The sequence below is a fragment of the Microbacterium sp. NIBRBAC000506063 genome (genome assembly GCF_017968845.1).
Classification (GTDB): Bacteria; Actinomycetota; Actinomycetes; order Actinomycetales; family Microbacteriaceae; genus Microbacterium.
In genome coordinates this window covers 338,657-353,332 of record NZ_CP072876.1, presented here as the reverse complement: position 1 = coordinate 353,332, position 14,676 = coordinate 338,657, and the positions used below count along the sequence as shown (strand labels likewise).

At 70.0% G+C, this 14,676-nt stretch carries 7 protein-coding genes and 4 pseudogenes; 5 read left to right on the top strand and 6 right to left on the bottom strand.

The genetic code is table 11. From position 1 onward, the window contains the following. Positions 1–10 precede the first annotated feature (10 nt). The 5 genes and pseudogenes from KAE78_RS01975 to KAE78_RS17135 all read left to right on the top strand — a co-directional run. Entirely contained in the window at positions 11–955 is a 945-nt protein-coding gene (locus tag KAE78_RS01975) for a sugar phosphate isomerase/epimerase family protein (RefSeq protein WP_223171536.1), read from the top strand. Between the two features lie 25 nt (positions 956–980). Next, positions 981–1,691 (top strand): hypothetical protein, encoded by a 711-nt coding sequence (locus KAE78_RS01970; RefSeq protein ID WP_223171535.1) that lies wholly within the window; start codon positions 981–983, stop codon positions 1,689–1,691. Further along, positions 1,688–1,942: a hypothetical protein gene (locus KAE78_RS01965; protein ID WP_223171534.1), complete on the top strand. Its 255-nt coding sequence runs from the start codon at positions 1,688–1,690 to the stop codon at positions 1,940–1,942. Before KAE78_RS01970 ends, KAE78_RS01965 begins: the two co-directional genes overlap by 4 nt. After that, positions 1,939–2,948 (top strand): annotated as a pseudogene (locus KAE78_RS01960) (sugar phosphate isomerase/epimerase family protein). Before KAE78_RS01965 ends, KAE78_RS01960 begins: the two are co-directional and overlap by 4 nt. A gap of 68 nt (positions 2,949–3,016) precedes the next feature. Then, positions 3,017–5,869: pseudogene (locus KAE78_RS17135) on the top strand (MFS transporter); the annotation flags it as partial. Between the two features lie 81 nt (positions 5,870–5,950). Here KAE78_RS17135 and KAE78_RS01945 read toward each other — a convergent pair. The 6 genes and pseudogenes from KAE78_RS01945 to hrpA all read right to left on the bottom strand — a co-directional run bounded on the left by KAE78_RS01945 (position 5,951) and on the right by hrpA (position 13,838). After that, complete coding sequence (locus KAE78_RS01945) at positions 5,951–6,838, bottom strand: NYN domain-containing protein (RefSeq protein WP_223171533.1); 888 nt, start codon at positions 6,836–6,838, stop codon at positions 5,951–5,953. An 18-nt stretch (positions 6,839–6,856) separates the two neighbouring features. Further along, positions 6,857–7,855, bottom strand: a complete 999-nt coding sequence (locus KAE78_RS01940) for a Gfo/Idh/MocA family protein (RefSeq protein WP_223171532.1) — start codon at positions 7,853–7,855, stop codon at positions 6,857–6,859. Between the two features lie 38 nt (positions 7,856–7,893). Beyond that, positions 7,894–8,576: pseudogene (locus KAE78_RS01935) on the bottom strand (nitroreductase family protein). Positions 8,577–8,707: 131 nt separating this feature from the next. Beyond that, positions 8,708–9,169: a zinc-binding dehydrogenase gene (locus tag KAE78_RS01930; protein WP_262927713.1), complete on the bottom strand. Its 462-nt coding sequence runs from the start codon at positions 9,167–9,169 to the stop codon at positions 8,708–8,710. 83 nt (positions 9,170–9,252) lie between these two features. Then, positions 9,253–9,465 carry an alcohol dehydrogenase catalytic domain-containing protein gene (locus KAE78_RS01925; protein WP_223171530.1) on the bottom strand — a complete coding sequence of 71 codons (213 nt, stop codon included), beginning with the start codon at positions 9,463–9,465 and terminating at the stop codon, positions 9,253–9,255. Between the two features lie 242 nt (positions 9,466–9,707). Next, positions 9,708–13,838, bottom strand: a pseudogene (hrpA, locus tag KAE78_RS01920) (ATP-dependent RNA helicase HrpA). Between the last annotated feature and the right edge of the window lie 838 nt (positions 13,839–14,676).

Below are 14,676 nucleotides of genomic sequence, written 5' to 3'. Positions count from 1 at the left end.
AAGGCATCCGATGCACTTGCGAGACCTCAAGTTCGCGCTCAACGCGATTCAGTGGATCAACGTCAAAGAGGATCCCACCGATCTAGACAGCGCCAGCCTCTGGCGCTTCGCCGACCCAAGCTTCGTGGCCGAGTACCCGTCGGTTCTCGCCGCGATCAAGGACGCGGGCTTCGAGGCGACCATGCTCGAGGTCCTGGCGACCCAGACGCTCCAGAACTATGCCGCCATGATCGAAGAGTCCGGGCTCGCCCTGGCTCCCGGGTACGTCCAGGTGCCTTTGCCCTCGGAGCATGGCGGACGACTCGAAAGGGGAACCTTCGAACGGATTCACTGGTTCGATGCGGTACGCCGTCGCGCGGAGGAGTCCAACTACTTCGGTCTGAACACCGTGTTCCTCGCCGCTGAGGTCGACTATGCAGCGGTTCGCTGGCAGCGTCCCGCCATCGGCGCCGATTTCTCTCAGGATCGTCTCGACGAGCTCACCGATGTCTTGGACGAAGCCGTCGATGTGCTCAACGCCGAGGGAGTGCGACCCGGTCTGCACAACCATGTCGGCACATGGATCGAGACCGAATACGAGTACGAGTACGTTCTGGACGCGATCGGTTCCACACGGCTTGGCGCCTCCTTCGACATCGGTCACCTGGAATGGGCGGGGATCGATGCAAGACAGGCGTTGCGGAAGTGGGCGGACCGGCTGCAGGACCTGCACATCAAGGACATAGACCTGGCGATCGCAGCCGACAGCCGTGAGAATCCACGCCCCTACGACAAGGTCACCGACGCCGGGCTCTATCGCGAACCGGGTCTCGGTGACATCGATCTGGTGGCCACTCTCTCGGAGGTCCCCGAGACCTTCGACGGCTGGGTGATCATCGAGGTCGATCGCGCCACGATGGACCCTGTCGCCAGCGCCGAGCGCACCGCTCGCTGGCTGGCTGATGTAACCGGATGATAGCTCTAGAGCAATGGAGGAAGCTATGACGCTCACTCAGGACCACTTCTCTCTCAACACCCTGCAATGGATCACGGTCAGCCTTGGTGATGCCGGCGGGAAACCCGGCGAGGTCGGCTGGGAGTTCGATCGACCAAGCTTCCTCGCGAAGCAGCCTCGTGTGTTGGAGGAGGTGAGTTCGGCCGGATTCTCTTCAGTGATGCTGGAGGTGCTGCCGACGCAGACGCTCCAAACCTACGCTCGTGTTGTCGCCGACTCGGGGCTCAGCCTCTCTCCGGGATATGTGCACATCGGCTTGCCCGAGGACTTCGGACTCGACTATGAAGGAGGCTCCGACGCCTATTTCCGATGGTTCGACGGGATTCGGCGCCGGGCCGAGGAGACCAACTACATGGGCCTTGACCGCGTGTTCCTTGCAGCCGATATGGCCCCGGGCCGTCCAAGGATCGACACAGCTGCCGCCGTCGGCTACGACGCCGATCCGGCTCGCCTCGATCGCGTCGCCAACATCATTGGCGAAGCTGCGGAGGTGCTCGTCTCGGAGGGCATCACCCCGCGTTGCACAATCACGTCGGCACCTGGATCGAGACGGTGGACGAGTTCGACTACGTCCTGGCTGCAGTTCCCGATTCCTTGCTTGCCGCCGGACCTGACATCGGTCATCTCGCGTGGACGGGCGCCGATGTCGTCGCGTGGGTCGCGGCGAACGCCGAGCGAATCTCAGATCTGCACGTGAAGGATCTGGACCTCGCGCTTGCCGAGGAGTCCCGGCGTACACCCACTCCCTACTTCGAGGTGATGTCGCAGCGTTTCTTCCTCGAGCCGGGACTGGGCGACGTGCCGATCATCGCCGCGCTCGCCGCGCTGCCGGGCGACTTCGCCGGTTCAGTGATCATCGAGGTGGACAAGCCCAGCATGGAACCTTTCGAGAGTGCCAAGACCAGTTGGTCTTGGGTCGCTTCCACCTACCCCGAGGCCGGGCGATGAGTGCAACGCACCCTGTCACCCTGTTCACCGGCCAGTGGGCGGATCTGCCGCTCGAGGAGGTGGCGCGTCTCGCGAGCGAGTGGGGCTATGACGGTCTGGAGATCGCGGCATCCGGCGACCATCTGGACCTGCAGCGCGCCGACGAAGACGACGCCTATGTCGCCTCGCGCAAGGAGATCCTCGACCGCCACGGGCTGGAGGTCTTCGCGATCTCCAACCATCTGGCGGGGCAGGCGGTGTGCGATGCGCCGATCGACTTCCGGCATCAGGCGATCCTGCGTGACTACGTGTGGGGAGACGGCGAGGCCGAGGGGGTGCGGCAGCGCGCCGCGGAGGACATGAAGCGGGCGGCCCGGGTGGCCCGCAAGCTTGGCGTCGACACCGTCGTGGGCTTCACGGGCTCGTCGATCTGGCCCTATGTGGCGATGTTCCCGCCGGTTGAGGCATCCGTCATCGAGGCGGGCTTCGAGGACTTCGCCGCCCGCTGGAACCCGATCCTGGACGTCTTCGACGCCGAGGGGGTGCGCTTCGCGCACGAGGTGCACCCCGGCGAGATCGCCTACGACTACTGGACGAGCGTGCGCACGCTCGAGGCCATCGATCACCGCGAGGCCTTTGGGTTCAACTGGGATCCTTCGCACATGATGTGGCAGAACATCGATCCGGTCGGATTCATCTGGGACTTCCAGGACCGCATCTACCACGTGGACTGCAAGGACACGCGGATGCGGCCGACGAACGGGCGTGCGGGAGTCATGGGCTCGCACCTCCCGTGGGGGACCCGCGTCGCGGCTGGGACTTCGTCTCGACCGGCCACGGCGACGTGCCCTGGGAGGACTCGTTCCGCGCCCTGGAGGCGATCGGGTACACCGGTCCGATCTCGATCGAGTGGGAGGACGCCGGCATGGACCGTCTGCACGGCGCCGCGGAAGCGGTGGACTACGTGCGGTCGCTGCTGTGGCCGAAGCCGGAGACCTCCTTCGACGCCGCGTTCAGCAACCAGTGATCGTCGTGCCCGACTACCGCGACCCCGCCCTGTCTCCGGAGCAGCGAGCCTCCGACCTGCTGGCGCGGATGACGGTGGAGGAGAAGGCGGGACAGCTCTTCCACCCCTACTCCTGGCTGGCAGACGAGAAGGTCTCGCCGGAGGAGGCGCTGGCGACGGCCCGCGAGCACCTGCAGGGCAAGCTCATCTCCCACGTCGTGATGGTCAACGGCACCGACCCCGCTCAGATCGCGGAGTGGACGAACACGCTGCAGCGCCTGGCCGCCGAGACGCGACTCGGCATTCCCATGACGGTGTCCACCGATCCGCGCAGCGGCTACAAGTCCAGCCCGTACACGGGGACCTCGATCGATGCGCTCTCGCGCTGGCCCGAGCACACCGGGCTGGGCGCCATCGGCGACATCGCGCTCGCCGAGGAGTACGGCGACATCGTGCGCCGCGAGCTCCTCGCGATGGGCATCCGCTCGTATCTCGGTCCGATGGCCGACCTGTTCACCGAGCCCCGCTGGGTGCGCGGCTACGGCACCTTCGGCGAAGACGTCGATGCCGTCTCCGAGCTGACGGCGGCCTTCATCCGCGGTCTGCGCGGGGGTGATGCCCTCGGTGCCGCGAGCGTCACCGCCGTCGTGAAGCACTTCCCGGGAGCGGGCCCGCAGAAAGACGGCAATGACGCGATCGACGTGCGCTATCCGGACCAGGTGTATCCGGGCGGGATGCAGCAGCTCCACCTCCGCCCCTTCGAGAGGGCGATGCAGGCCGGCGCCACCCAGTTCATGGTCTACTACGGGAAGCCGGTGGGCACCGACTGGGAGGAGCGCGGCTTCGCCTTCAACCGGTCCGTCGTCCACGACCTGCTGCGCGGCGCCTACGGTTTCGACGGCATCGTGACGACCGACTGGAACGTCATCGACGCGGAGCCCTTCGAGGGCGAGCCCTTCGGGCCGATCGCGCACGGCGCCTGGCACCTCTCGGTCTCCGAGCGCCTCGCGCTCGCCTTCGACGTCGGGATCGACCAGTTCGGCGGGGATACGAGCACCGCCGAGGTCGTCGAGCTCGTGCGAACCGGTCGGGTCAGCGAGGAGCGGATCGACCAGTCCGTGCGCCGTATCCTCCTCGAGAAGTTCCGGCTCGGCCTCTTCGACGCGCAGCCGGCCGATCCCCGTTCGGCGACGGGTGTCGCGCACGATCCCGCATTCCGGGAGCGCGGCCTCCAGGCTCAGCGGCGTTCCCTCACGCTGCTCACGGACGAGGGCGCGCTCCCCATCCGGAGCGGCACTGCCGTCTACGGCGAGGGCATCGAGGGCGCGTCCCGGCACGGCCTCGCCGAGGTCGGGACGCCGGACGAGGCGGATCTCATCGTCGTCCGGCTGGACTCGCCGTGGGAGCCCGATCCGGACAGCAGGCTGGGAGACTTCCTGCACGGCGGAAGCCTCGCGTTCCCGGCCGGGGTGACCGATCGTGTGGCCGCGCTCGCCGCGAAGGCGCCCACCGTGGTCATCGTCTACCTCGAGCGACCCGCGGTTCTGACCCCGATCGTCGACGCCGCCGCCTGCCTGGTCGTCGACTACGGCGCCTCCGACGACGTCGTGTGGGAGGCGCTCACCGGGAGGAGCGCCTTCACCGGCGGCTTCCCTTCGACCTGCCGCGGTCGACGGCTGCCGTCGAGGCCTCCCGCACCGATGTCCCCTTCGACACGGAGGATCCCCTCTTCCCCCACGGACACGGCGTGCAGCGTGACGCGACGGGCTAGGCTCGCCGCCGCGCTCGCGCGCTCGTTCCGGTCGCTCCAGGTGCGGGAGTACCGGCGCTGGAGTCTCGCGCAGCTCCTCTCCGGCGCGGGCGGGATGGCGTCGGCGGTCGCCGTGGCGTGGCTCGTCGTGGAGTTGGGCGGCGACGGGGTGGCTCTCGGTCTGGTCACCGGATGCATGATGCTCCCCACGCTCCTGCTGGGCTCGGTCGCGGGGGCGTTCGTCGACAGGTTCTCCCGGCGCGGGGTGCTCATCGTGACGCAGACCGTGCAGATGCTGGTCGCCGCCGCGTTCGCCGTGCTCGTGTTCACCGGCACGGCGACGATTCCCGCCCTCGTCGGACTCTCGCTCGTGCAGGGTCTGGCCTTCGCCGCGGACAACCCGGCCCGCCAGCTTCTCGTGCTCGACATCGTCGGCCGCGATCGGGTGACGAGCGCGGTGAGCATGAACGAGGTCGTGATCAACGCGCGCGCATCATCGGTCCGGCGCTCGCCGGCATCCTGCTGCTCGTCGGTCACACGGGCTGGTGCTTCGTCGTGAACGCCCTCGCCTTCGTCCCCGCCCTGATCGTGCTGCTGTCCCTGGGGCGCCCCTCGGATCGCGGGCCGCAGGCGGGAGGAGCGGATGCGACGGACCCGCCGCCTCCGGCGATCCCCGCGGCCTCGTGGAGGTCGGCCTGGCGCTACGCGTCCTTCACGCCGCCGATCCGGGCGACGCTCGTCCTCGCCGTGGGGGCGTCGGCGTCCTTCAACATCGCCGTCGTGATGCCGCTGATGGTCTCCGAGGTGTTCCGCGCCGGTGGCGAGACCTACGGCGCGCTGGCCGTGGCGTTCGGCCTCGGCGCTCTGCCCGGGGCGCTGCTCTCCGCCGCGGGGCCCGTCGATCCGCGCAGCGGGGAGGTGCGCACCCTCGCCCTCGCGCTGGCCGCGGCTGTCGTGCTGGCGGCCCTCGCGCCGACCCTTCCCTCGCTGTTCGCGGCGATGGCGCTGGTGGGCGCCGCCTCCATGTGGTTCATCGCGCGGGCCAACGCCTTCGTCATGCTTCAGACCCCGGCGCCGATCCGAGGCCGGGTCATGGGGATCTGGACGATGGCCATGCCGGGCTCGAACGTGGTCACGGGACTCCTCGTCGGCGCGCTCGCGGACGCCTTCGGACCGCGTGTCGGCTACGGTGTGATCGGCATCGCCACGGCGGCCGTGGCGATGATCGCGTGGCGCGGCCTGCGCAGCGTCTGAACCCGCCCGGGGCTCGCCTCTAACGCCCCCGCAGCCGCACGAGCCGCTCGTGGCCGGTCTCCTCGAGCTCGGCGACCGCGTCACGCGACTTCAGGAACTCCGAGAACGACTTGTAGCCGAGGGCCTTCTCGCTGAAGGAGGGGTCCATTCGGCGCATCTGGGTCTTCACGGCCGAGCTGTGCAACCAGTCGTCGTCGCCGTCGCTCTTGTCGTGCCCGAGCCGCAGGGCGCGCTCCAGCAGCGCGGTCGCCTCGTCCTTCGCCGGCGCCTTGCCGCTGGCCTTCGCGCGGCGCGGTGCGGCCTTCGCCTTGGGGACCTCCTTGGGCTCCGCCTCGGCGATCGGGGCGACGCCCGGCAGGGAGTCGTAGGACTCGAACTGGTCGCACGCCGCCGCGAGCGACTTCGCGGTGGAGCCGGCGACGCCGACGCCGATCACATAGCGGCCGAGGCGCTTGCAGCGCTGCGCGAGCGGGACGTAGTCGCTGTCGCCCGCGACGATCACCACATGGGTGAGGTCGGGGAGGCGGAACATGTCCTCGACCGTGTCGACGGCCAGGCGGATGTCGGCGCCGTTCTTCGCGTAGGCCGCCGCCGGGAACAGCTGCACGAGATCCACGGCCCGGGCGACCAGCTGCGAGCGGTACACGGCATTGACCGGTGACGACCAGTCGGCATAGGCGCGGGTGAGGACGAGCGTGCCCCAGGAGGACGCGTAGTCGATGATGGCGCCGACCTCGATCGTCGCCTGCGCGAGCCGCTCGGCGACCTCGGGATCGCCCGGGTTCTCGGCGATCTTCTGGCGGTCCTTGCCGTAGGCGTTGCGTCCGTGCACCCGGTCGTACCAGGAGATGACGATGTTGTCGAAGTCGAGGTAGACCGCGACGCGGGTGTCCGGGTTCTCAGCCATGATGCTCCTTCGCCGCGCTCAGCGGTCGGTCTCGTCAGGGTAGCGGACGCCGATCTGCCCGCGGATCTCATCCAGGCACCCCATGATGGCGACGGTCTCGGCGATCGGCAGCACCTCGCCGTCGATCAGGCCCTCGCGTACGAGGCGCTCGGCGGCGTAGGCCTCGAACTGCATGCCTCGCCCTTCGTCGGATGCCGGGCGCCCGTCGAACTCCTCGCGCACGGTCCCGTCCGGACCGACCAGACGCAGGGTGCTCGGCGCCAGCCAGAAGTGATCGATCTCGATGCGCCCCTCGGTGCCGACGACGGTGGCCGTGCTGGCCCCGGCCGCACGTGACGAGCTCAGGGTGGTCGAGACCACGCCACCCGCGTGGGTCATGACGGTCGCGACCTCGGTGTCGGCGCCGGTCTCCGAGAGCCGCCCGACGGCATGGACGCTCGTCGGCGCGCCCAGCACGTCCCAGACGAAGGAGACGGGATAGATGCCCAGGTCGAGCAGCGCGCCGCCGCCGAGCGCGAGGTCGTTGAGCCGGTGCGCGGGATCGGTCGGCAGCAGCTGCATGTGCGCGGCGGTCACGGCCCGGATCTCGCCGATCGCCCCGCCCGCGAGGAGCTCCCGCATCCGGACGATGTGGGGGAGATACCGGGTCCACATCGCCTCCATCACCAGGAGGCCCCGTTCGGCGGCGAAGGCCCGCACCCTCTCGGCCTCGGCCCGGTTCAGGGTGAAGGGCTTCTCCACGAGGACGTGCTTGCCCGCCGCGAGCGCGGCCAGGGCGTTCTCCGCGTGCTGCGGATGCGGCGTGGCGACGTAGACGATGTCGACCTCGGCATCCGCCACCAGCTCCTCATAGCTGCCGTAGGCGCGCGGGATCTTGAAGCGCGCGGCGAAGGCGTCCGCCGACTCCTGAGAGCGGGATCCGACCGCGACGACTTCGATCCCCGAGGCGCGGAGGTCTTCGGTGAAGAGGCGTGCGATGAATCCGGTGGCGAGAATGCCCCAGCGAAGTCCGGTCATGCCCCCAGCGTACGGGGTCGGGGTGGGCCGGGCGCGCGTCAGCGCGACGGCAGCCCGCGTCGGGCGAAGGCGGCGCGCATGCCCTCGCGGCCGTGCAGCCCGGCGATGTCGCGCACCCGGCCGATGGCGGCCGAGATCCAGCTGTGCGAGCGGCCGTAGGCGCGGTAGTACTCCGCGAGCGCCCGGTCATAGGCCTCGATGTCCTCCGGCGCGGCATCCGTGTACCTTTCGCGGTGACGCACGACCCTCTGGGGAAGCCGCGGCTTGACGCCCGCCCGCTCGGCGGGGTCGGGCCACCCGAGAGCGACGCCGAAGACGATGACCGCCCCGGGAGGGAGGGCGAACTCCTCCGCCATGAAGTCGGTCTCGTTGCGCAGCGATCCCAGGAAGCAGGCTCCCAGCCCGAGGGCGGATGCGGCGACGACGGCGTTCTGGGCGGCGAGGGCCGCATCCGCCACCGCGACCAGCGTGCTCTCGAGGTACTCGGTCGCCGCATGGTCCTCACCGCTGCGGGCGGCGAGCTGTCCGTTTCGCGCCCAGTCCGCGACGAAGAGCAGGATCACGGGCGCCTGGGGAGGAAGAGGCTGCCGCGGCCGCGCTCGACGAGCCGCTGCTTGCGTGCGGGGTCGCGGACCTCGATGATGCTGTACGCCTGGTGGTTCGATGATGAGGAGGCGGACTGCGCGGCGGCGATGATCGCCGTGACCGCGTCGTCGCCCACGGGCGCATCGGTGAAGGCCCGCACCGAGCGGTGACGCAGCAGGAGCGCGAGGGCCTCGGGGACGTCGATCGACAGCTCCGGGGCCTGACCTCGTCCGTAGCGCGCCTGCAGAAGCTCGTTCGCGTCCGCGCTCACGGAATGAGCACGATCTTGCCGCCGGCCTTGCCGGTCTCGACGAGCTCATGCGCCTTCGCGGCATCGGCCAGCGCGAATTGCGGGCCGAGGTCGATCACGAAGTCGCCCCGGGCGATGAGCTCGACGGTGGCCGCCAACGCTGCGATCCGCCAGGCGTTCTCCTGCTCGGTGAGCGGGGTCGGCGACCCTCCGGAGAAGGCGCGGATGCCGTAGTCCGCCGCATCCGGCCCTCGCACGATCGTGGCGACGCGCCCGCGGTCGGCGACGAGGGCGAGGGAGGTGTCGAGGGCCTCGTCAGTGCCGGCGCAGTCGAGCGCGACGGTGACGCCGTCGGGCGCGGCTTCACGGAGACGCTCGAGAAGTCCTTCTCCGTAGGCGACCGGGATCGCCCCGAGCGCGCGCAGCTGCTCGTGGCGGGCCGGGCTGCCGGTGGCGACGACGGTCGCGCCCCACGCCACGGCGAACTGGATCGCCGCCTGGCCGACCGCCCCGCTGCCGCCGTGGATGAGAAGGGTGTCGGAGGCTTCGACGCCCAGGGACTTCAGCGCCTGATAGGCGGTGCCCGCGGGATGCCGATGCCTGCGCCCTCTTCGGCCGTCACCTCATCGGGAATAAGAGCCGCGTGCGCGGCGTCGACGACGACGGACGTCGCGTAGGTGCCCGCACCCCAGCCGATCGCGACGCGGTCTCCCACGGAGAAGGCGGTGATCCCCTCGCCGACGGCGGAGACGACGCCCGCGCCGTCGAATCCCACTCGGCGCGGCTCGGTGATCGGCGGGGAGGGCGGACGCCTCCGCGCAGCTTCGCGTCGATCGGGTTCACCCCGCGGCCTGCACGGCCACGACGAGCTGACCGGGGCCGGGGCGGGTTCCGGCACCTCCTCCAGTCGCAGCACGGAGGGGGACCGATCTCGGTGTAGACGATTGCCTGAGCCATGCCTCCAGGCTAGCCAGTCCTGGCCCGGAAGGCGCCGCCGGGACGGGAAGGGACGCGATTTCAGCGGAGGGTCGAGAGCGCCTTCTGGATCCGCTGCGGCGAGACCGGCTGCGCGGTGCCCAGGCGCTGCGCGAACAGGCTCACCCGGTACTCCTCGAGCAGCCAGCGCACCTCGGTGAGGGCGGCCGGGGAGTCGGATGCCGGCGGCACCGTGCCTCCGGCATCCGCGAACACCTGCGCCATGCGCTCGTATTCGGAGAGGCGCGCGCGATCCTTGCCGGGCGCGTCCTCCAGCGTCTTCAGCCGCTCGAGGATCCCGCTGAGGTAGCGGGGATAGTGCGCGAGGCGCTCGCGGCCGGTCGCCGAGACGAAGCCGGGGAAGACGAGGCCGGCCAGCTGACCCTTGATGTCGTTCAGCGTGCCGAGCAGGGCCAGGGAGTTCTGCGATCGGATGCCGCGCTCCACGTCCCGCGCCGCGGTAAGGATCTTCGCCACGAGCGAGACGCAGGCGAACAGCTCGTCGACGATGCGGGCCGAGACCGCATCGCGCACCCGGGTGAACTCGGCCTCGGCGCGGATCACGCCACCCGGCGCGTCCTGTTCGATGAGAGCACGGGCGACCGCCCGGCGGCAGTCCTCGATGAGCGCGGCGGCGGAGGGATACGGCGACGCGGCCAGGGCGAGCTTCTCGGGCGCGGTCAGGTGTTCCTGCACATAGGCGGCGGGGGAGGGACGCCCAGCAGCACGAGGCGGAGGACGCCGTCGCGCGTCGCGGCGGCCGCGGCATCCGCCGTCGCCTCCACGCGGATCGAAGCCGTCCTGCCGGCGTCGACGACGGCAGGGTATCCGCGCACGATGCCGCCGGCGACCTTCGTGTCCAGCACTTCGGGGAGGTCGCCGAAGTCCCAGGCGGTGAGGTTCTCGCGCTCGATCGGCGCCGAGGCGTTCGAAGCGCCGCCGGCATCCTTCGTCCTCGGCCCGGGCGACCGGGGAGCGCGGGGCGGTGCGCTCAAGGAGCGCGAGACCGCCGTCCGCGCGCGATCCGACAACTGCGTCTGCAGCGCGGTCAGGTCGCGGCCGCTCCCCACCACGCGCCCGCGTTCGTCGACGGCGCGGAAGTTCATCCGCAGATGGGCGGGCACGCGCTCCATGTTGAAGTCGTCCGCGCTCACCGGCTGGTTCGCGAGCGGTTGGATGAATCGGGCGAGCGTCTCGCGGAGGGTGCGCTCGGGCAGGCCGTCTGAGTTCTCGGGACCTGCTCCCGACAGCTCCGCGCCGAACTTCTCGGCCCAGTCGGCCGCGGGACCACATGACGGCGGATCGCCTTGGGAAGTGCCCGCAGCAGGCCCGTGACGAGCTCCGCGCGCAGCCCGGGCACCTGCCAGTCGAAGCCGCGGTCGTCGATCTGGGCGAGGAGCGCGAGGGGTACGACGACGCTCACGCCGTCGTCGGCGGCGCCGGGCTCGAAGCGGTAGGCGAGACCGAGCTGCTGGTCGCCCTGCGTCCAGCGGGTGGGGAACTCGCTCTGATCGGCGCGATCGTCGCGATCGACCAGGTCGGACTCGCGCATGACGAGCAGCTTCGGCGTCTTCTCTCGCGCATCGCGCCACCACCTCTCGAAGGAGCGCACGTCGAACACCTCGGCCGGGATCCGCTCGTCGTAGAAGCGGTAGACCGCCTCGTCTCCGGCGAGGATGTCGCGGCGGCGCTCGCGCTCCTCCAGTTTCTCCAGGCGTCGGCGCAGCTCGGTGTTGCTGCGCCAGAAAGCGCCCGCCTGCCTGTTCAGCCGCGAGGGTTCCCACTCGCCCTCGACGAGTGCGTGGCGCAGGAACAGCTCTCGGGAACCGGCCCGATCGATGCGGGCGAACGGGATGCGCCGGCGCGGCACGATCTCCACGCCGAAGAGCGTCACCTTCTCGAAGGCGATGGCGGCGCCGGCGTCCTTCGACCAGTGCGGCTCGGAGACCTGACGCTTGGCGAGGTCTCCGGCCAGCGCCTCCGCCCAGGCCGGGTCGATCGCGGCGACCGTCCGGGCGAAGGTGCGCGAGGTCTCGACGATCTCGGCGGCCATGACCGCACGCGGGCCCTTCTTCCGCAGACCCGACCCGGGGAAGATGGAGAACCGGATGCCGCGGGCGCCCCGGTATTCGGCGATGCGGCGCTTCGGGTCCTTGGCGCCCTTCGCGCTCTTCGCGTTCCGTTCGTCCAGGATCCCGATCTGGGAGAGGAGCCCGGCCAGGATCGCGCGGTGGATCGCGTCGGCATGCGCGTCGGCCCCGGCGTCCGCCCCCGGTCGTTCCTCGCGTCCCTCCCGGCGGTGCCCCTCGCGGAACGTCCCCCTTCCGGTCGTTGAGCGAGGAATCGCGCAGCGATCCCGAGACGAAACGCCCTGGCGCGCTTGCGGGACGTCACCGCGTTTCGTCTCGTCGCTGCGCTCCTCGCTCAACGACCGGAGGTGGGTGTCGTCTGCGTGGGACGACCGGGGGTGGCGGCGGGAGCGGTCGCCCTTCGGCAGAAGCGATCGCAGCTGCCGGTGCACGTCGAACCACTCGCGCACGCGCACATAGTTCAGGTGCTCGCTGCGGCACATCCTGCGGAAGGCGCTGGAGCCGAGCTCCTTCTGCTTCGCGCGCAGGTGCTTCCACAGGCCGAGCATCGCGAGGAAGTCGCTCGTCGGGTCGGTGAAGCGCGCGTGCGCCCGCTCCGCCTCCTGGCGCACCGACTCGGGGGCATCGGCGGAAGGCCGCTCACGGACGTCCTGGATCGACAGCCCGGCGACGATCGCGAGCACGTCCTCGACGACGCCCGTGCGCTCCGCCTCGACGAGCATGCGCGCGAACCGCGGGTCGATCGGCATCCGGGCGATGTCGCGGCCGATGCGCGTCAGGCGATTTCCGGTCCCTGAGCTCGTCGAAGGGTCCTGCGCCACAGCGCCGAGCTCGGTCAGCAGGTCGAGCGCCGCCTTGACGCCGCGGGAGTCCGGCGAGGTGAGGAAGGGGAAGTCGGCGAGGTCGCCGAAGCCGAGCGCGAGCATCTGCAGCGTGACCGACGCCAGGGTCGTCCGCAGGATCTCCGGCTCGGTGAACTCCGGGCGCCGCACGAAGTCCTCCTCACTGTAGAGGCGGATCGCGATGCCGTCGCTCGTGCGGCCGGCGCGGCCGGAGCGCTGGTTCGCGGAGGCCTGAGAGATCGCCTCGATCGGCAGTCGCTGCACCTTCGAGCGCGGGCTGTAGCGCGAGATCCGGGCGGTGCCGGTGTCGATCACGTACTTGATGCCAGGGACGGTGAGACTCGTCTCGGCGACGTTCGTGGCGAGGATCACGCGGCGTCGGATGCCGGCGACACGGCTCTTCTCGAACACCCGATGCTGCTCGGCGGCCGACAGACGGCCGTAGAGGGGAGCACCTCGGTGGGCTGGGCGTCCTTCGCGTAGGCGCCGCGGACGGCATCCGCCGCATCCCGGATCTCTGCCTCGCCGGGGAGGAACACGAGCACATCGCCGGCGGGCTCGCGGTCGAGCTCGCGGAGCGCGGCCACGATCGCCGAGACCTCGTCCTCGGCCTCGCCGTCCTCGGGTGCGTTCTCGTCGACGAGCGGCCGGTACCGGATCTCCACCGGGAACGTCCGTCCCGACACCTCGATGATCGGGACCTCGGGCGCACCCGGCCGGGCGAAGTGCCGTGCGAAGCTCTCCGGATCGATCGTGGCGCTCGTGACGATCACCTTGAGGTCCGGCCGCTCAGGCAGGATGCGCTTGAGATAGCCGAGGAGGAAGTCGACGTTGAGGGAGCGCTCGTGCGCCTCGTCGATGATGATGGTGTCGTAGCGGCGGAGCAGCCGATCGCGGTGGATCTCGTTGAGGAGGATCCCGTCGGTCAGGAGCGCGATGCGCGTGGCATCCGACACCTGGTCGGTGAAGCGCACCTTGTAGCCGACGAGGCCGCCGACCGGAACCTCCAGCTCCTCGGCGACGCGCTCGGCGATCGTGCGCGCGGCCAGGCGGCGGGGCTGAGTGTGGGCGATGTTCTCGCGGCCGAGCTCAAGGCAGATCTTGGGGAGCTGCGTGGTCTTGCCCGAGCCGGTGGCGCCGGCGACGATCACGACCTGGTGGTCGCGGATGGCGGCGGCGATCTCCTCGCGGGCGGCGCTGACCGGCAGCTCCGGGGGATAGGAGATCACGGCGGTGGACATAGCCCTCAATCGTACGACGGCGTTCGCGCGGAGATCTGCACAGGTTCGCAGGTTTTGGCGGAGTCCCTGCGGAGGTGTGCAGATCTGCGAAGTTGTGCGGGCAGATGTCGGCGCACGACTCTTGACATGAAAACTAGTTTGCAGTACAAAGTTATTTATGAACACCGAATCGCGCGACGACCACGCCGACGACACCCCGCTGTCGCCCGAGCAGATGCTGGCGCTGATGAAGGATCAGCAGCGCAGCGTCGAGGGGCAGGTGGCCGGCTTCGTGCCGCACATCCTGCTCGTATGGGGCATCGTGTGGCTGGCGGGCTTCCTCACCCTCTGGCTCATCGACGGCCTCCAGCCCGCCTTCGGCATACCCCTGGCCGTGGCGGTGCCGAGCTTCATCGTGCTGCTGGCCGGCGGGATCGGTCTCTCGGCCCTGTTCGGCATCCGTTCCGGGCGCGGCTTCCGCGGCAGCAGCGATGACACCTTCCGCGGCATCGTCTACGGCATCACCTGGCTCGTCGGTGCCCTGTGCATCCAGGCGTTCGGGCAGGCGCTCATCGTCAACGGCATGGACCCCGACCTGGCCAACATCTACTACCCGACGGCCTATGTGCTCTTCACGGGCGTCATGTACTTCGTCTCCGCGGCCCTCTGGCGCGCCGTGCCGATGCTTTTCCTCGGCGGCTGGACGATCCTCGTCGGGGTCGTCGCGCCCTACTTCGGATATCCGACGCACTACCTCGTGCTCGCCGTGGCCGGCGGCCTCGGGCTCCTCGCCCTCGCAGCGGCCTCCTACGTCCATCTCTGGCGCCTCCGCCGCGCGGTGGAGAACGCGGGGAGATGC